Source organism: Streptomyces sp. NPDC028991, from assembly GCF_055564775.1.
In genome coordinates this window covers 460,388-478,912 of record NZ_JBVHVP010000001.1, presented here as the reverse complement: position 1 = coordinate 478,912, position 18,525 = coordinate 460,388, and the positions used below count along the sequence as shown (strand labels likewise).

Annotated in this window: 10 protein-coding genes; 2 read left to right on the top strand and 8 right to left on the bottom strand. The window is 72.0% G+C overall.

What is annotated here, in order from left to right; all coding sequences use genetic code 11:
* Nucleotides 1-3 precede the first annotated feature (3 nt).
* A complete protein-coding gene (gene galE, locus ACZ4V1_RS02075; protein WP_468328919.1) occupies nt 4-975 on the bottom strand; it encodes a UDP-glucose 4-epimerase GalE in 972 nt (323 codons plus the stop codon).
* Between the two features lie 344 nt (nt 976-1,319).
* On the opposite strand from galE, the gene ACZ4V1_RS02070 reads away from it, so the two are divergent.
* Nucleotides 1,320-3,551: a bifunctional glycosyltransferase/CDP-glycerol:glycerophosphate glycerophosphotransferase gene (locus ACZ4V1_RS02070; protein WP_468328151.1), complete on the top strand. Its 2,232-nt coding sequence runs from the start codon at nt 1,320-1,322 to the stop codon at nt 3,549-3,551.
* A gap of 23 nt (nt 3,552-3,574) precedes the next feature.
* The gene (locus tag ACZ4V1_RS02065; RefSeq protein WP_468328149.1) at nt 3,575-7,138 is read left to right on the top strand and encodes a bifunctional glycosyltransferase/CDP-glycerol:glycerophosphate glycerophosphotransferase; all 3,564 of its coding nucleotides are present in this window, start codon (nt 3,575-3,577) and stop codon (nt 7,136-7,138) included.
* Nucleotides 7,139-7,365: 227 nt separating this feature from the next.
* Here the strand turns inward: ACZ4V1_RS02065 and ACZ4V1_RS02060 are convergent, their stop codons facing one another.
* The 7 genes from ACZ4V1_RS02060 to ACZ4V1_RS02030 all read right to left on the bottom strand — a co-directional run bounded on the left by ACZ4V1_RS02060 (nt 7,366) and on the right by ACZ4V1_RS02030 (nt 18,490).
* A complete protein-coding gene (locus tag ACZ4V1_RS02060) occupies nt 7,366-9,405 on the bottom strand; it encodes a glycosyltransferase family 4 protein (protein WP_468328147.1) in 2,040 nt (679 codons plus the stop codon).
* Between the two features lie 208 nt (nt 9,406-9,613).
* Complete coding sequence (gene obgE, locus ACZ4V1_RS02055) at nt 9,614-11,050, bottom strand: GTPase ObgE (RefSeq protein WP_468328145.1); 1,437 nt, start codon at nt 11,048-11,050, stop codon at nt 9,614-9,616.
* A 117-nt stretch (nt 11,051-11,167) separates the two neighbouring features.
* Nucleotides 11,168-11,422, bottom strand: coding sequence for a 50S ribosomal protein L27 (gene rpmA / locus ACZ4V1_RS02050; protein ID WP_003976205.1), 255 nt, complete (start codon nt 11,420-11,422; stop codon nt 11,168-11,170).
* Between the two features lie 14 nt (nt 11,423-11,436).
* The gene (gene rplU, locus ACZ4V1_RS02045) at nt 11,437-11,757 is read right to left on the bottom strand and encodes a 50S ribosomal protein L21 (RefSeq protein WP_007449531.1); all 321 of its coding nucleotides are present in this window, start codon (nt 11,755-11,757) and stop codon (nt 11,437-11,439) included.
* Nucleotides 11,758-11,971: 214 nt separating this feature from the next.
* Nucleotides 11,972-13,033 carry an iron-containing alcohol dehydrogenase family protein gene (locus tag ACZ4V1_RS02040; RefSeq protein WP_468328143.1) on the bottom strand — a complete coding sequence of 354 codons (1,062 nt, stop codon included), beginning with the start codon at nt 13,031-13,033 and terminating at the stop codon, nt 11,972-11,974.
* A 218-nt stretch (nt 13,034-13,251) separates the two neighbouring features.
* Nucleotides 13,252-17,439, bottom strand: coding sequence for an Rne/Rng family ribonuclease (locus ACZ4V1_RS02035; RefSeq protein WP_468328141.1), 4,188 nt, complete (start codon nt 17,437-17,439; stop codon nt 13,252-13,254).
* 274 nt (nt 17,440-17,713) lie between these two features.
* Nucleotides 17,714-18,490, bottom strand: a complete 777-nt coding sequence (locus tag ACZ4V1_RS02030) for a TIGR03936 family radical SAM-associated protein (RefSeq protein WP_468328139.1) — start codon at nt 18,488-18,490, stop codon at nt 17,714-17,716.
* Between the last annotated feature and the right edge of the window lie 35 nt (nt 18,491-18,525).

The window sequence follows — 18,525 nt, the reverse complement described above, 5'->3', positions numbered from 1 at the left end:
GGGTCAGCCGTGGTGGTGGCGCCAGCCCTGCCAGGCGGAGTCGATCATGTCGTCCAGGTCGTGGCGTGCCGACCAGCCGAGTTCGTCGTGGGCGCGGTCGGCGGAGGCGACGACGCGGGCCGGGTCGCCGGGGCGGCGGCCGGTCACGTGCGGGGCGACGTCCTGCCTGCCGGTGACCTTGAGGATGCGGTCCACCATCTCCCGGACCGAACTGCCCTCACCGCGTCCGATGTTGAGGGTGAGTGACGTCCCCTCGGGGGCGTCCGTCAGACGCCGGGCCGCCGCGAGATGGGCGGAGGCCACGTCCTGGACGTGGATGTAGTCCCGTACGCAGGTGCCGTCCGGCGTGGCGTAGTCGTCGCCGAAGACGCGCGGGGCGTCGCCCGCCTCGAGGCGCTCGAAGACCATGGGGACGAGGTTGAAGACGCCGGAGTCGGCCAGCTCGGGGGCGGCCGCGCCCGCGACGTTGAAGTAGCGCAGGGACGCGGCGCGGATGCCGTGGGCCCGGGCGGCGGCGTTGATCAGCCACTCGCCGATCAGCTTGGTCTCGCCGTAGGGGCTCATCGGCAGGCAGGGGGTGTCCTCCGTGACGAGGTCCACATCGGGCATGCCGTAGACGGCGGCGGAGGAGGAGAAGACGAGGCAGCCGACGCCGGTGGACGTCATGGCCTCCAGGAGGGTCGCCAGGCCGGTCACGTTCTCCCGGTAGTAGTGGAGCGGCCGCTCCACCGACTCCCCGACCTGTTTCTTGGCCGCGATGTGCACCACACCTGTCACAGCATGGTCACGAATCGCGTCCTCCAGCGCCGCCCGGTCCAGCACGCTGCCGACGACCAGCGGCACCCCGTCGGGCACGCGGCCGGTGCTGCCGGTGGACAGGTCGTCGTACACGACGACGCGTTCGCCGCCGTCGGCCAGGGCGCGCACCACATGCGCGCCGATGTATCCGGCTCCGCCCGTGACCAGCCAGCTCATCCTCATGCCTCCCAGGTCTCCGTCAGTGGGTGCAGACTCGTCCGTGCGCGCCGGAAAATCGAGTCGGGCAGATGGGACGGAAGGCTACGGAAGTAAATAAAGAGGACAGGGGGGCCGAATGTGAGGAAGTTCTCCAGGCGCTTCCATGCGATGGATTCGGGCGCCCCGCTCCGGGCATTTCCCGCTGTGACAGGGCACAGTCGGCCCGACTACCGTGCCAGCGGAAACTCCGCGTGAATCCTTTACGCTGATGCGGCGGCGCGCTCCAGGCCCCAACGGCGCCCGGAGCGCGTTCCGGTCCCAGCCCGCGGTCCCGTGGTCAGTTCTCGGAACAGGTTGTAAGGATGCCCAAGCTCTCTCTCGTTGTCCCCGTGTACAAGGTGCAGGGCTATCTGCCCGAGTGCCTTGACTCCGTACTCGGGCAGGACTGCACGGACTTCGAGATCATCGCGGTCGACGACTGTTCGCCGGACGGGTCAGGGGCCATTCTCGACGAGTACGCGAAACGGGACTCCCGGATTCATGTGATTCACCTCACGGAAAACGTGGGCCTGGGGGGTGCCCGCAACGCCGGGCTGGAAAAGGCCACGGGCGATTACGTGTTGTTCCTGGACAGTGACGACACGTTGTCCACCGGTGCCTTGTCGGCCATTTGCGACCGGCTCGACGCCACCGGGAATCCCGAGATCCTGGTCTTCGACTACGCCCGCACCTACTGGGACGGCAGGGTCCGCCCGAACCTGCGGGCCGGCCTCCTCAAGGAGGACGGCCCGGACGTCTTCCCGCTCACCGAGCGCCCGCGGCTGCTCGACCTGCTCCAGATCGTCTGGAACAAGGCCTACCGGCGCGACTTCGTCACCCGGACCGGGCTCACCTTCCCGCCCGGGTACTACGAGGACGCCCCCTGGACGTTCTGCTCCCTGATCAGCGCCGAGCGGATCGCCGTACTGGACCGGGTCTGCGTCCACTACCGGCAGCGCCGCGAGGGCGGCAACATCCTCAAGACGGTCAGCCGCAAGCACTTCGACGTCTTCGACCAGTACCAGCGCGTCTTCGACTACCTCGACGCGCACGAGGAACTCAGCGAGTGGCGCGGCCCGTTGTTCCGCAAGATGGCCGACCACTACCTGACCATCCTGGAGCGCCCGGGCCGCCTGCCGCAGGAAGCTCGGGCGGAGTTCTTCCACCGCGCCTCGGCGGACTACCGCGCCCGCCTGCCCAAGGGCTTCACCCGGCCGGCCGGCGGTCGAGGGCACAAGTACGGGATGCTGGAGCGCGACGCGTACACGACCATGGTCAGCGCCCTGGCGGCGGTGAAGTTCCGCCAGCGGGTCAAGAGCCGCACTCGCACCGCGATCAACCGGTCCAAGCGCGGCGCGATGGGCGCCTTCTACCAGTCGCAGCTCAGGCTGCCCCTGGACGACAACCTGGTGCTGTTCTCCGCCTACTGGAGCCGCAGCGTCTCCTGCAACCCCGCCGCCATCGACGCCGAACTGGCCCGGCTGGCCCCGCACATGCGTCGCGTGTGGGCGATCCGCACGGAGGACGCGGCCCGGGTACCCAAGGGCGTGCGGGCCGTGCGGGTGGGCTCGCGCGAGTACTGGGCGGCCCTGGCCCGCGCCAAGTATCTCGTGAACAACGTGAACTTCGCGGACTCCGTGGTGAAGCGGGAGGGCCAGGTCCATGTGCAGACCCACCACGGCACCCCGCTGAAGACCATGGGCCTGGACCAGCAGAAGTACCCCGCCTCGACCGACATGGACTTCGAGAAGCTCCTGGAGCGGTGCGACCGCTGGGACTTCAGCCTCAGCTCCAACCAGTTCTCGACGGTGGTCTGGGAGCGGGTCTACCCCTGCTCGTACACGACGCTGGAGACCGGCTACCCGCGCAACGACGTCCTCGTCAACGCCACCGCCGAGGACGTGCGCGCGGCGCGCGGCGCGCTCGGACTGGCCGACGGCACCAGGGCGTTCCTGTACATGCCGACGCACCGCGAGTACCAGCCGGGCTTCACCCCGCCGCTGGACCTGGCGCGGATCGCCGACGAACTCGGCCCCGACGTGACCCTGCTGGTGCGCGGCCACTACTTCTACGGCAGCTCCCCGCACGTCGCCGAACTGCGCCGCACCGGCCGGATCGTCGACGTGTCCGGGCACGACCGGGTCGAGGAGCTGTACCTCGCCGCGGACGCCCTGATCACGGACTACTCCTCGGCGATGTTCGACTACGCGGTACTGGACCGCCCGGTCATCAGCTACGTTCCCGACTGGGACGTCTACTCGGCGGTGCGCGGCACCTACTTCGACCTGCTCCAGGAACCGCCCGGCGCGGTGGCCACCACGCAGGCGGAGCTGCTGCGGCTGCTCACCTCGGGCGACTACGACAGCCGGGACACCACCGAGCGCCGGGACGCCTTCCGCCGGCGTTTCTGCGAATTCGACGACGGACACGCAGCCGAACGCGTCGTGCGACGCGTCTTCCTCGGTGAAGAGAGCCTGCTGCCCATCGTCCCGTTCGACGAACGCCCTCACGCCCCGACCCCCGCCCAGTCGCTCGAACTGGTCGAGCGGGCCTGACCCCGAAAGGAGATCACCAAGCCATGGCCCCTCGGCTCAGTGTCATCGTCCCCATCTACGACGTGGAGCGTTACCTCCCCGCCTGTCTGGACTCGCTCGCGGCACAGACCTTCCGCGACTTCGAGGTCCTGATGGTGGACGACGGTTCACCGGACGGCTCCGCCGCCATCGCCGAGGAGTACGCCTCCCGCGACCCGCGCTTCAAGCTCATACGCAAGGAGAACGGCGGCCTCGGCGCCGCCCGCAACACCGGCATGGCCCACCTGGCGCCGCAGTCCGAGTTCCTGACCTTCGTCGACAGCGACGACCTGATACCGCCGGACGCCTACCGGCTCATGGTCGGCAGCCTCGACGAGAGCGGCTCGGACTTCGCCACCGGCAACGTCTTCCACCTCAGGGGCGAGAAGTCCTGGCAGGTCCCGCTGATGCGGATGCTGGCCGGCGAGGCCCGCGTGCGCACCCACATATCCCGCTACGCCAAGCTCGTCGCCGACCGCATCGCGTGCAACAAGGTCTTCCGCCGCGCCTTCTGGGAGAAGAACGGCTTCGCCTTCCCCGAGGGCCGGCTGTACGAGGACACCCCGGTCACCATGCGGGCCCACTACCTGGCCGAGAGCGTCGACGTCATCTCGGAGCCCTGCTACTACTGGCGGCTGCGCGAGGGCGAGTCCGCCCCGTCGATCACGCAGCGCCGCACCGACCCGGCCGGCGTACGCGACCGCGTCACCTCCGTGATGGAGATCAGCGCCTTCCTCGCCGAGCAGCCCGGCGAGACCTACGCCCGCCTCAAGCGCGAGTACGACACCCGCGTCCTCCGTGACGACCTGCGGCTGTTCCTCAACGTGGTGCCGGACGGCGACGAGGAGTACCGGGCCGAGTTCCTGCGCTCGGCGAACCGATTCCTCGACAGCATCGACCCCAAGGTCGTCATGGACCTCCCGGCCGAACTGCGCGTGCAGTGGCTGCTGGTGCGCAAGCACCAGATGGAGGAGCTGATCGCCCTGCTGGCCGGCCAGCGCCGCCGCGAGACGCCCGAGGTCAGCGGTCTGGTCCGCAAGTACGCCTCGTGGCCCTCCCTGGCAGGTGCCGACCTGCACCTGCCCAAGGAAGCGCTGCGCATCGACCAGCACCTGAACATGCGCGCGCCGCTGCAGGAGGTGAGCTGGTCCGGGGGCAAGCTCCTGCTGTCCGGCAACGCCTGGATCGACAAGATCGAGCAGCCGACGCGCAAGTCCTCGGTCAAGGTGCTCCAGCTGCGCAAGGACCGCTCCCGCCGCCGCATCCTGCTGCCGGCCCGCAATCTGCCGCGCCCCGAGGTCACCACCGACTCCGGCCAGGACCGCTACAACTACGACTGGGCGGGCTGGGAGGTCACCATCGACCCCGCCCGGCTCCGCAAGGGCGGCGAGTGGCAGGAGTCCGTGTGGCACGTGGGCCTCGGCATCTTCTCCTCCGGCCTGGTGCGGCGCCACGCCGTCCACTCCAGCGGCGGCGCGGCCTGCAACTTCCCGCCGTACCACTGGCTGAGCCCGGACTTCCGGATGCTGCCGTCCGTCGAGCGCGGCGCGCTGAAGCTGCGGATCGAGAAGGTCCGCGCCCTGATCACCGGCCGCGCCCTGGAGGGCGACCGGATCAGGGTCACCGGTGAGATCCGCGAGCCCCTCGCGGCGGACGAGCAGGTGACCCTGCGGGTCAAGAACCAGAAGGGCGCCGAGACCCTCGAGTACCCCGTCACCGTGACGCGCGAGGGCGGCGCACAGGCGTTCTCGGTCGAGGTGCCGGTGGCCGACGTGGCGCTCGTCTTCCACGAGGGCGTCGACGAGAAGGCCCAGCCGGAGAAGCGCACCTGGTCCACGGTGCTGGTCGCGACCGACCCGCAGGGCAAGGAGCGCCGGTTCGGCACCGTGATGCAGGAGGGGCTGTCCGACGCCGAGTTCCCGCTGCCCGCCTCGCTCGGCAGTCAGGCGCACCTGGTCGAGCTCGCCGTGGTGGCGGGCCACACCGGCTTCCTGAAGTTCTCCGGCCGCACCCGCCGGGCCCTGATCGACACCGCCACCGTGCGCGACGGCCGGATCGCCCTCACCGGGCACGCCGACCCGCGGCTGACCGGCTCCCGCTTCCTGCTCAAGCCGCGCAACCGCTACGAGGAGCGGTTCGTCGAGACCCGCTGGCTGGAGGGCGGCCGCTTCGAGGTGTCCTTCGACCCCTCCCGGCTCGGCGGCAACGGCGGCGTCCCGCTGCGCGCCGGCCGCTGGAACCTCTTCCTGCGGCCCGAGGAGGAGGGCGCGCCCGACGTGCCCTTCGTGGTCGACCGCCTGGCCGCGGACTCCTTCCCGGTCCAGGCCGAGCTCGGCGGCCGCCGCTACTGGCTGGAGAACCGCTGGGGCGACTTCCCGCAGCTCAACGCCCGCTCCGAGCTGAGCGACCTGGAGCGCGGCCCGTTCCGCCAGCGGCAGCTGCGCAAGGAGGTCTACGAGCCGCTGTTCCGGCAGCCGCTCAAGGACCAGGTCTTCTACCTGAGCTACAACGGCAAGCAGTTCTCGGACAGCCCCCGCGCCATGTACGAGGAACTGGTGCGCCGCGACTCCGGTCTGAAGCACCTGTGGGCGGTCCGTGACGGCCAGGTCGCGCTGCCGGAGGGCGTCGAGCCGGTCCGCATGTGGGGCCGGGAGTGGTACGAGGCGCTGGCCTCCAGCCGCTACATCGTCACCAACGCCCACCTTCCCGACTGGATCGAGCGCCGGCCCGGCCAGTCCATCGTGCAGACCTGGCACGGCACGATGCTGAAGAAGATCGGCCACGACATCGACACGCTGCACTTCGACCGGCGCTACCAGGAGAAGCTGGCGCTGGAGGCCAAGCAGTGGAGCCTGCTCGTCTCCTCCAACCGCTTCAGCACGCCGATCCTCAAGCGCGCGTTCTCCTACGACGGTGAGATCCAGGAGGCGGGCTACCCCCGCAACGACTACCTGTACTCGCCCGACAAGGACGCGATCGCGGCGCGGGTCAGGAAGGCGCTCGGCCTGCCCGAGGGCAAGAAGGTCGTCCTGTACGCGCCGACCTGGCGCGACGACCAGTCGCACAGCGCCGGCCAGTACCTGTTCGACCTGCGCATCGACCTCGAGGACGCCCAGCGCCGCCTGGGCGACGACCACGTGCTGCTGATCCGCCGCCACTCCAACGTGGTGGACGCGGTGCCGGGCGCGGGCAACGGGTTCGTGTGGGACGCCTCGGAGTACCCGGACATCGCCGACCTGTACCTCGCGGCGGACATCATGATCACGGACTACTCGTCGGTGATGTTCGACTACGCGCACCTGAAGCGGCCGATGCTGTTCTTCACGTACGACCTGGAGCACTACCGGGACACGCTGCGCGGGTTCTACTTCGACTTCGAGCAGGACTCCCCCGGCCCGCTGATCGACAACTCCAAGGAACTGGTCGACGCGATCCGGGACATCGACCAGGTCCAGGCGGAGTACCAGGACCGGTTCGACCGCTTCCACCACCTGTTCTGCGACCTGGACGACGGTAACGCGTCCGCGCGGGTCGTCGACCGGATGCTGGAGCAGGCCCGGGAGAGCTGAGCGGTACCCGACGCGAGGGGGGGGGGGGGGGGGGGGGGGGGGGGGGGGGGGGGGGGGGGGGGGGGGGGGGGGGGGGGGGGGGGGAGGGGGGGGGGAGGGGAGGGAGAGTTCGGGGAAACCCACCCCCCCCCCCCCCCCCCCCCCCCCCCCCCCCCCCCCCTCCCGCCCTCCCCCCCCCCCCCCCCCCCCCCCCCCCCCCCCCCCCCCCTCGCGTCGGGTACCGGGAGTCAGAGCCGCACGGTCTTCACCGCGAACTGGCAGGCGGCGGTGAAGTAGGGCCGCAGTTCCGTACGCCGGCGGGTGGGCAGCAGCGGCGCGGGGGTCTGGCCGAGTGCCCGGCGGGACTTGCGCACCGCCCGGGTCAGTACCGTCGGCCCCGCCGCCACGGTCTCGCTGATCACCGGGCGCGGGAAGGTGAACACGTTGATCGGCGCCAGTACGTCGGTCGCGAGCTTGGCCAGCTGCACCCGGGGCGCGCCGGTCGCCGGGCGCAGCGAGAAGTCCCAGATGACTTCCTTCTCGTCGGCGTCGGTGTGCTCGCGCACCAGCGCGGCGCAGTCGACGTCCACCGCCACCCGGCCGTCGCCCTCGTCGCGCAGCGGGAAGGTCAGCACCCGCTTCTTGTCCCTGCGGTGCACGGCCTCCACGACGGCTCCCGCGGCCGGCCGGGCGCCCCACAGCTCGGCGCGCACGGCGATGGTCCGCTCGTCGACCCTGACCGGGCCGACCTCGGCGTGGACGTCGCGCAGCGCGCTGCGCAGCCGCAGCCCGCCGTCCTCGTGCACGTGCGGCAGCAGCACCGCCAGGGACGGCCCCTGCGGGCGCGGCAGCTCCACGGCGAGCAGGTCCCGGGTGTCGCAGCCGTAGCCGTCGGTGCCGAGTGCCACCTCGCGGTCGCCGTCACGGGTGGCCAGGGTCAGCTCCCACGTGCCGTGCGGCAGCCCCGCGTCCCAGGGCACGACGGCGTCGCCGTCGGCGGAGATCGGGAAGCGGTGCTCCTCGGCGCCGGCGGCGCCCTTGCGCAGTACGAGGTCGGCCTGCCCGGCGCTCGGCGGCAGCGTGCCCACGGCGACGTGGACGGAGCCCTGCCGGTCCACGCGGGCCGTGGCGTGCCGGGGCAGCTCCTTGCGGGCGAGGGCCTCCTCGACGATGGCCTCGAAGCGTTCGCGGCTGGCCCGCTCGTGGAAGCGCTCGGCGTTGCGGATGGCGGCGGCGGCCATCTTCAGCCGCAGCCCGTCGTCCTGGACCAGGCTCCGGATCGCCTCGGCCATCGCCTCCACGTCATCGCGCGGGACGATCAGCCCGTCCTCGCCGTCGGTGAGGATGTTGCGCGGCCCGTGGTCGGCGTCCGTGGCGACGACCGGCAGCCCGGCGGCCATCGCCTCGACGAGGACGTTGCCGAACGCCTCCCGCTTGGAGGGCAGGACGAAGATCGAGCCCTTGCCGAACTCCGGGGTGACCGGCGAGGTCTGGCCCATCAGCAGGATGCTGTTGGACAGCCCCAGTTCCTCGATGCGGGCGCGCAGCTTGTTCTTCTCGGCGCCGTGGCCGTAGATGCGCAGCGTCCAGTCCGGGGCCACGGCGTGGACCTTGGCGAAGGCCTCGATCAGGAGGGCGTGGTTCTTGTTGCCGGTCAGGTGGCCGGCCGAGACCACGACCTTGTTGGTGCCGGTGGAGCGGATGGTGGAGGCGGGTACGCAGTTGGGCATCACCGCGAGGCGGTTGCGGACCGCGGGCACCTGCTTGCCGATGGCGGCGACCTCCTCCGGCGTGAGCGCCGTGAGGACGTCCAGGGACCGGTAGGCCGGGAAGAGGCGTTCCTTGATGTCCGTGGCGTAGATGGCGGGCATCGAGTGTTCCTGAGTGACCTTCAGGTAGTCACCGCGCGCCTGCGCCAGCATGATCGTGTTCCGCGGGCTGGAGCTGACGACCACGTCGGCGTCGGTGGTGTCGAGGTACTCCAGGAGCCTGAGCTCGGCGAGCCTGCTCACCACCGGCGTCTTGGCACCGGCGTTGAGCGGGTAGATCAGCGGGAACTTGTCGGACAGCGGGTCGTCCACGTCGGAGACCGGCGAGTGCGGACGCATGTCGCTGAGCACCCGGACGGACACCCGCGGGTCCAGTGGGAAGTACGACTCGTCGCGCACCTTGCGCAGGGCCACGATCTCGACGTCGTGCCGCTCGGCGAGCGCTCCCGCGAGGTTCTGCGTCGCACTGACCACGCCCCCCATGTGGCACAGGTCCCGGACGAGGAATGCGATCTTCACTTGGCGGCTTCTCTCTGCTTTCGGGGAAACGGCTGGTCAGTCCGTTCACCCACCCCTGGCCACACATCTGTGGCCACATCCTCCTCACAACGTACACATCGATGTTCGACAGCGGATCACGGCCCAGACACACCTGTGTAACCCTGCGGGCAGCGTGCTGCCGCCGCCCGCAGGGCCAGGCCGAACCCCAGGGGGCCGGGTACCGAGCCTAGAACGGCTCGAAACCGTCGAACTCCTGCTCCGCCTCGTCGCGTTCGGCGTCCCGGTCGCGGCGGCGCTGGGCGGCCGGGCGGGGTGCCTCGAAGCGGTGGTCCTCGCCGCGGCGGCCGAGCATCTCGGCGCCGGCCGTCACCGACGGCTCCCAGTCGAAGACGACCGCGTTGTCCTCGGGGCCGATGGCCACGCCGTCGCCGTTGCGCGCGCCCGCCTTCATCAACCGCTCCTCGACACCGAGGCGGTTGAGCCGGTCTGAGAGGTAGCCGACGGCCTCGTCGTTGTTGAAGTCGGTCTGGCGCACCCAGCGTTCGGGCTTCTCGCCGCGCACCCGGAACAGGCCGTCCTCCTCGCGGGTGACGGTGAAGCCGACGTCGTCCACGGCCTTGGGCCGGATGACGATCCGCGTGGCCTCCTCCTTGGGGCGGGCGGCGCGCGCGTCGGCGACCAGCTCGGCCAGCGCGAAGGACAGCTCCTTCAGCCCCATGTGGGCCACCGCGGACACCTCGAAGACGCGGTAGCCGCGCGCCTCCAGGTCCGGGCGGACCATCTCGGCGAGGTCCTTGCCGTCGGGCACGTCGATCTTGTTGAGAACGACGATCCGGGGCCGGTTGTCCAGCCCGCCGTACTCGCTGAGCTCCGCCTCGATGATGTCCAGGTCGGAGACCGGGTCGCGCTCGGACTCCAGCGTCGCCGTGTCCAGGACGTGTACCAGCACGCTGCACCGCTCCACGTGCCGCAGGAACTCCAGGCCGAGCCCCTTGCCCTGGCTGGCGCCGGGGATGAGGCCGGGGACGTCCGCGACGGTGTAGACCGTCTCGCCCGCCGTCACCACGCCCAGATTCGGCACGAGCGTCGTGAAGGGGTAGTCGGCGATCTTCGGCTTGGCCGCGCTCAGTACGGAGATCAGCGAGGACTTGCCGGCGCTCGGGTAGCCGACCAGTGCCACGTCGGCGACGGTCTTCAGCTCCAGGTGGATGTCCTGGAGGTCGCCGGGCTCACCGAGCAGTGCGAAGCCGGGCGCCTTGCGCCTCGCGGAGGCCAGCGCCGCGTTGCCGAGGCCGCCCCGGCCGCCCTGCGCGGCGACGTAGGAGGTGCCGTGGCCGACCATGTCGGCCAGCACGTTGCCCTCCTTGTCGAGGACCACGGTGCCGTCGGGCACGGGCAGGACCAGGTCCTGACCGTCCTTGCCGGAGCGGTTGCCGCCCTCGCCGGGCTTGCCGTTGGTGGCCTTGCGGTGCGGGGAGTGGTGGTATTCGAGGAGCGTGGTCACCGACTGGTCGACGGTGAGGATCACGTCGCCGCCCCGGCCGCCGTTGCCGCCGTCCGGGCCGCCGAGCGGCTTGAACTTCTCACGGTGGACGGAGGCACAGCCGTGGCCCCCGCTACCCGCGGCGACGTGCAGCTCGACGCGGTCCACGAAGGTGGTCATGGGATGTGCCTCCAGTTACCGGTTACTACTTACTACGGGAATGTCTCTTGGTTAACACGCGAAAGGCGGACCCGCTTCCCCTGGGGGAAGTGAGGCCCGCCTCGCGAAAGTTTCCGATCAGGCGACCGGAACGATGTTCACGACCTTGCGGCCACGGTGGGTGCCGAACTGCACCGCACCGGCCTGCAGGGCGAACAGCGTGTCGTCGCCGCCACGGCCGACGCCCGCGCCCGGGTGGAAGTGGGTGCCGCGCTGGCGGACCAGGATCTCACCCGCGTTGACGGCCTGACCGCCGAAGCGCTTCACGCCGAGCCGCTGGGCATTGGAGTCGCGACCGTTCCGAGTGGACGATGCGCCCTTCTTGTGTGCCATCTGTTCTCAGTCCCTTACTTCGCAGCCGCGGGGATCTCAGTGACCTTGATCGCCGTGTACTGCTGGCGGTGGCCCTGACGACGGCGGTAGCCGGTCTTGTTCTTGTAGCGCAGAATGTCGATCTTCTGGCCCTTGTGGTGGTCCACGACCTCGGCCTGGACCTTGATGCCGGCCAGCACCCACGGGTCGCTGGTCACAGCGTCGCCGTCAACGACGAGCAGGGTCGAGAGCTCGACCGTGTCGCCGACCTGGGCGGTGGAAATCTTGTCAACCTCAACGATGTCGCCGACAGCAACCTTGTGCTGGCGACCACCGCTGCGCACGATGGCGTACACGCGGATCTCACTCTCTCGCTCGGGAACGGCACCCCCGCAGTCCAGCCGCCCGGTGAACACGCGGACAGCCTCTCCCGGCCGCGGCCCGTCAGGGCCCGCACCCGGAAGGAAAAAGGTTTACGGGGATGTGACGCGTCAGTCGACACGCCGACGCTCAAGATTACGGGGCCGCACGACAGGGGTCAAACCGGGCTCCGGCGCCCCTGCCGCCGCCTCAGTCGGCGACCGCCGCGGCGTACTCCGCGTACGCCTGCCCGGCCCGCGCCGGCGACAGGTCGAGGTGCTCCAGGACCGTGTACCGGCCCGGCCGGGTCTGCGGGGCGAACTCCACGGCCCGTACGAACTCGTCGTCGCCGAACCCGATCTCCCGGGCCACCACCGGCAACCCGTGCCGGCGCAGCGTCCCGGCCATCAGCAGGGCGCCCTCGTGGTCGCCGCGCAGATACGTCGCGAAGGCCGCGCCGATGCCCACCTGCTCACCGTGGCTCGCGGCGCGCCGGGGATAGAGCAGGTCGAGCGCGTGGCTGATCTCGTGGCAGGCGCCGGACGAGGGACGGGTGTGCCCGGCGATCGTCATGGCGATGCCGGACAGCACCAGGCCCTCGGTCAGCACGGTCAGGAACCCGTCGTCACCGCAGCCGCCGGGGTGGCGCAGCACCGCCTCGCCGGCCTGCCGGGCCAGGGCCGCGGCGAGGCCGTCGACCTTCTCGCCGTTGACCCGGTGGGCCAGCTCCCAGTCGGCCACCGCGGAGATGTTGGAGACGGCGTCGCCGATCCCGGAGCGGACGAAACGGATCGGCGCCTCGCGGATCACCGCGAGGTCGACGACGAGCCCGATGGGCGTCGGCACACCGTACGAACCGCGGCCCGCGTCGTTGTCCAGTATCGACACCGGCGAGCAGATACCGTCGTGGGAGAGGTTGGTGGCCACGGCGACCATGGGCAGGCCGACGCGGGCCGCGGCGAACTTGGCGCAGTCGATCACCTTGCCGCCGCCCAGACCCACGATCGCGTCGTAGCGGCTCGCCTTCACGCCGTCCGCCAGCCGCACCGCGTCGTCGATGGTGCCGCCGCCGACCTCGAACCAGTCGGCGCCGGGCAGGGACGGCTCCAGTCTCCGGCGCAGACGTGCTCCGGAGCCGTCGCTGATGGCCACGGCGAGCTTTCCGGACTGGGAGATCCGCTGGTCCGCGAGGACGCTCGCCAGGTCGTCCAGCGCGCCCGGGCGGATGTCCACTACGAGCGGCGAGGGGATGAGCCTCGTCAGTACCGGCACGTGATCTTCTCTCCTCGCGAGGACGGGAACGGGGACAGGGACGGGGACAGAGACGAGGACAGGGACGAGGACGGGCATCGCGACGGGAACGGCTCGGTGGCACGCTTCCGGTGATGATGCGCCCGGAGACGTCCGGGGAAACGTGTGGTCCTGTCCGAACGGACTCCTGGCGGAATCCGGTCCGGACAGGACCACACGTTCTTCGACTGGCGGCCGGATCAGCCCTCGTCGGTGGCGGCCGTGACCGAGGACGACGCCTGCTGGGCAGCCGCCGCGGTCTTCTTCGACGCCGTCTTCTTGGCCGTGGCCTTCTTGGCGGTCGTCGTCTTGGCCGCCTTCTTGGCCGTGGCCTTCTTCGCGGTCGTCGTCTTCTTGGCCGCGGTCTTCTTGGTGGCGGCCTTCTTCGCCGTCGCCTTCTTGGCCGTCTTGCGGGCCGCCGCCTTCTTGGCCGGGGCGGCCTCCTCGGCGGCGTCCGCCTCGGGCGCCGCCTGCTCGGCCGCCGCCTGCTCGCCCGCGTCCTCCGCCGGGGCCGACGGGACGACCATGACGGCCGCCTCCTCGGACGCGGTGGACGTGGTGGGCTTGCGCACGGCCCGGCGCCGCGGACGGGCCGGGGCGGCGCTCTCGGCGGCCGCACCGGACGGCTCCGCGGGAACTTCGGCCGCCTCGGCGGCCACCGGTGCCTCCGGAGCCTGTTCGGCCTGCGGTGCCTGGGCGGCCCGCTCCGGCTGAACGGTCTCCGGGACCGTCAGCACGGCGGCCTCGGCGCCCGCGGGCGAACCGGCCGGTGCGGACACCTTCCGGGTGGCCCGGCGGCGCGTGCGGCCCTTGGGCGCGGCCTCCTCGGCAGCCGGTGCCCCGGTGACTTCCGGGGCTTCCTCGGCGGCCGGGGCAGGGGCGCCGGAGACGGCGTCCTCGATGGCGGCCGGCTCGGCCAGCACCTCGGCGGCGGGCTCCTGCCGCACCGGACGCTCGACCTCCTCCTCGACCGTGACGTCCTGCGCCGTCGGGGCCCCGGCGCGCCGGGACTCGCCCTTCGCGGCCTTCGGGGCACCCGCCGGAGCCGACGCCCGCCGGCTGGTGCGGCGCCGGCCGCGACCGCGCGTGGCGGCAGCCTCGGCCTCGGCGGCGCTGCTGTACAGCTCCTCGTCCGCGCTGAAGTCGGGCGCCGGGAGGGCGACCGGCTCGGCCACCTCTGCGGCGATCTCGGACTCGGACTCGGTGTCCGCCTCCTGCTCCGCGGTCACACCGGTCTCGACACCGTCCACGGCCTCGTGCTCGTGCGGCTGCTCGCCGCCGCCGGCCCGCGCCCGCTTGCGGCGCTTGCCACCGCCGCCACCGGCGGCGGCGGTCGGCTGGTCCAGGTGGACGATGACGCCGCGGCCGTTGCAGTGCACGCAGGTCTCGGAGAACGACTCCAGCAGTCCCTGCCCGACCCGCTTCCGCGTCATCTGTACGAGCCCCAGCGAGGTCACCTCCGCGACCTGGTGCTTCGTACGGTCACGGCCCAGGCACTCCAGCAGGCGCCGCAGCACCAGGTCCCGGTTGGACTCCAGGACCATGTCGATGAAGTCGATGACGATGATGCCGCCGAGGTCGCGCAGCCTGAGCTGGCGCACGATCTCCTCGGCCGCCTCCAGGTTGTTCCTGGTGACCGTCTCCTCGAGGTTGCCGCCCTGACCGGTGAACTTGCCGGTGTTGACGTCGACGACGACCATCGCCTCGGTCCGGTCGATCACCAGCGAACCGCCGCTGGGCAGCCAGACCTTGCGGTCCAGCGCCTTGGCGAGCTGCTCGTCGATCCGGTACGTGGCGAAGACGTCGACCTCGCTGGTCCACTTGGACAGCCGGTCGGCGAGGTCCGGCGCGACGTGGGAGACGTAGCCGTGGATGGTCTGCCAGGCGTCGTCACCGCTGACGACGACCTTGGTGAAGTCCTCGTTGAAGATGTCGCGCACGACCCGGACGGTCATGTCCGGCTCGCCGTAGAGCAGCGTGGGCGCGTTCGAGCTGCCGCCGCTCTTCGCCTTCTTCCGGATCTCCTCCCACTGCCCCTGGAGCCGCTCGACGTCGCGTCGCAGCTCGTCCTCGCTCGCGCCCTCCGCGGCGGTGCGCACGATGACGCCCGCGTCCTCGGGGACGATCTTCTTGAGGATGGTCTTCAGGCGGGACCGCTCGGTGTCGGGCAGCTTGCGGCTGATGCCGGTCATCGAGCCCTCGGGCACGTAGACCAGGTAGCGGCCGGGCAGCGAGACCTGGCTGGTCAGGCGGGCGCCCTTGTGGCCGATCGGGTCCTTGGTGACCTGCACCAGGACCGACTGGCCGGACTTGAGGGCGGACTCGATGCGGCGCGGCCCGCCGGACATGCCGAGGGCCTCGAAGTTGACCTCACCGGCGTACAGGACGGCGTTGCGGCCCTTGCCGATGTCGATGAAGGCGGCCTCCATCGACGGCAGCACGTTCTGCACCTTGCCGAGGTAGACGTTGCCGACGTACGAGGTCGCCTGCTCCTTGTTGACGTAGTGCTCGACGAGCACGCCGTCCTCCAGGACGCCGATCTGGGTGCGCTCGCCGTGCTGGCGGACGACCATGACGCGCTCGACGGCCTCGCGGCGGGCCAGGAACTCGGCCTCGGTGATGATCGGAACGCGTCGGCGCCCCTGCTCGCGGCCTTCCCGGCGGCGCTGCTTCTTGGCCTCCAGGCGGGTCGAGCCCTTGATGGACTGGACCTCGTCGGACGGCTCGGAGCTCTTCTCCCGCGCGGGGCGGGGCTCGCGGACCTTGACGACGGTGCGCTCGGGGTCGTCGGCGGACGACTCGCCGTCACCGGAGCCGTCACCGGCACGGCGGCGACGGCGCCGGCGGCGACGGCTGCTGCTGGAGCCACCGCTCTCGCCCGAGGCGTCCTCGCCCTCCTCGGTGTCGTCCTCGGCCTGCTCGGCGGTGTCCTCGGCGTCCTGGGCGGCCTGTTCCGCGGCGGTGTGCTCGGTGTCGCCTTCGAGGGACTCACCGGCGTCACCGTCGGCGGCATCGCCCCGGCGACGGCGACGGCCGCCCCGGCGACGGCGACGGCGCGAACCGGACTCCTCGGAGCCCTCGGCGTCGTCGTGGTCCTCGCCGGACTCGTCGGCGTCGGAGTCGGCATCGGAGTCGGCGTCGGCGTCGGCCTCGCTCTCGGCCTCCGGCGCCTCCTGCTTCGGGGCGGCGGTGGCCCGCTCCTCGGTGGCCTCCTCGGCGGCGGCGCCCCGGCGCTTGCGACGGCGGCGCGACCCGGCGGGCGGCTCCTCCGCGAGCTCCTCGGTCTCCTCCGGCGCCTTCGCCTGTCCGGCCCCGGCGGCCTCGGCGGCGGCCTCGGCGGCGGCCCGCTCGGGCGTCTGGAACTGGGGCTCGGCGAACACGGGCGCCTGGAACACGGCGACGGCGGGACGGGACGGGCGCTTGGGGGCGTCCGCCTCGTCGGAGGCCGCGGCGGCGGTCTGCGCCGGCGCGGCGAAACCGGTGGCGGCCTTACGGGTGGACCGGCGGCGCGCACGGCGCGGAGCGGCGTCCTCGACGGGCGCGGCAGGCGCGGCGGGCGCGGCCGTCTCTTCCGGCGCCTCGGGGGCCGCCTGCGCGGTCTCGGGTGCCTGAGCGGGCTCGCTCGCCTCCGCGCCGGCGTCGGCGGGCGCGCCGGTCGGGGCGGCGACACTCCGCGTGGCACGGCGGCGGGTACGGCGGGGCGTGGCGTCCTCGGTCGCGGCGGGGGCGGGCTCGGCCGATGCCCCGGGGGCCTCGGTGTCCGTCACGGGAGCGGCGGGAGCCTCCACGGCGGCCGGCTCGCCGGACGAGGCCACACTGCGCGTGGCGCGACGGCGGCTACGACGCGGAGCCGCGTCCCCGGCCTCGGCGGGCGCGGGCGTCTCGGTGTCCGTCGCCGGAGCGACGGGGGCCTGTGCGGCGGCCGGCTCGGTGGGCGAGGTCGTACTGCGCGTGGCGCGACGGCGGGTGCGGCGCGGAGCCGCGTCCTCGGCCTCGGCGGGCTCGGGCGCGGCGGCCGGCGTCTCGGCGGCGGACGCCGGTACGACGGTCTCGGCCGTCCCCGCCGACGTCGGGGTACCGGCGGGCGCGGAGGCGCGGCGCACCGCACGGCGCCGCGGTCGGCCCGCGGGCTCCGGAGCCGTCTCCGGCACCGCTGCGGCAGCCTCTTCGGCCGCCGTCTCTTCCGTCTCTTCCGCCTCGTCGGTCACGGCGGTCACCTCTGCCGGTGCGACGCTCTCCGCCTGCGCCTCGGGGGCACCGGACGGCGGTCCCGCCGGGCGGGACGCGGCCCTGCGCCGCCGACGCGGCGGCAGGGTGTCGCTGGGGGTGTTCGCTTCGGAGCCCGTCGAGGTGGTCGAGGACTCTGTGGGTTCGGTCGGTTCGAGCATGCGGGGGTTTCTCCCGTCAGGCTCCCGGGCGCCGCGCCTGGTCCGGCATCGATCATGTCGACCGCCGGTGACGTCCGCGGCTCGCGCGATGCGCGGTCGCCGCCGTCCGGGGCGCGGGCGCCGCTCGGAAGCTCTCCGTGTCTTGTCTCGCCGGTTCCGTACCCCTTGTCGTGCACGGCCTGGCGAAAGTCTTGTGGTCGGTGCGCTGCCCGACCCAGGTGGCTCCCGAGTTCGAGGGCGGCGCTACGACGTCCGTCCCTGAGCGGAACCTTCCTTACGCCGACGCCTTCGCGGCGGCGGAAGCGGCGGCCGGTTGCGGCTCGGGCACTTCTGCCTCGCGGTCGGGCGCGAGCGGGTCGGTCACCGCACCGGTCTCTTCATCGAACAGCCCCTGCGCCAGCCTGGTCACCGCTGCGGGGACCGGCGGCGCCAGGTCGGCCACGGCGCGAAGACCGGACAGGACGTCGTCGGGTCGTACGGCAGGCGTCACGTGCCGAACAACCAGCCGCAGTATCGCACAGGGCTGGTCGGTCGGCCTATCAGCCGGTGAACCGTACGTGGTGACGCTCTCGAGGTGCACGACGGCGGAGCGGGCGTCGAAGGTACGGACGCCGTTCTTCGTCTTGCGCTGGACCTCCACGGCCGGGGCCGCGTTGAACGACTCCACGGCGCGCTCGGCGTCCGCGGACTCCACACCGGCCAGCCGCAGCTCCCACACGGAAGCCGTCAGCCGGTCGGCGAGCCCGGAGGCCCGGGCCTCGACCGCCTCGACGATGTCGAGCCCGGCGGGCAGCGACTCGTCGAGAAGCAGCCTGAGCCGCTCCGGGTCGCGCGCTTCGGTGAGCGCGATCTCCAGGTACTCCGCCTCACTGCCCGTGCCGGTGGGTGCGGCATTGGCGTACGACACCTTCGGGTGCGGCGTGAACCCCGCCGAGTACGCCATGGGCACCTCGGCACGGCGCAGGGCACGCTCGAAGGCGCGCTGGAAGTCACGGTGGCTGGTGAACCGGAGGCGGCCGCGCTTGGTGTAACGCAGTCGGATGCGCTGCACCGCGGGTACGGGCGGCGGGCCTTCGGGCTGTCGCT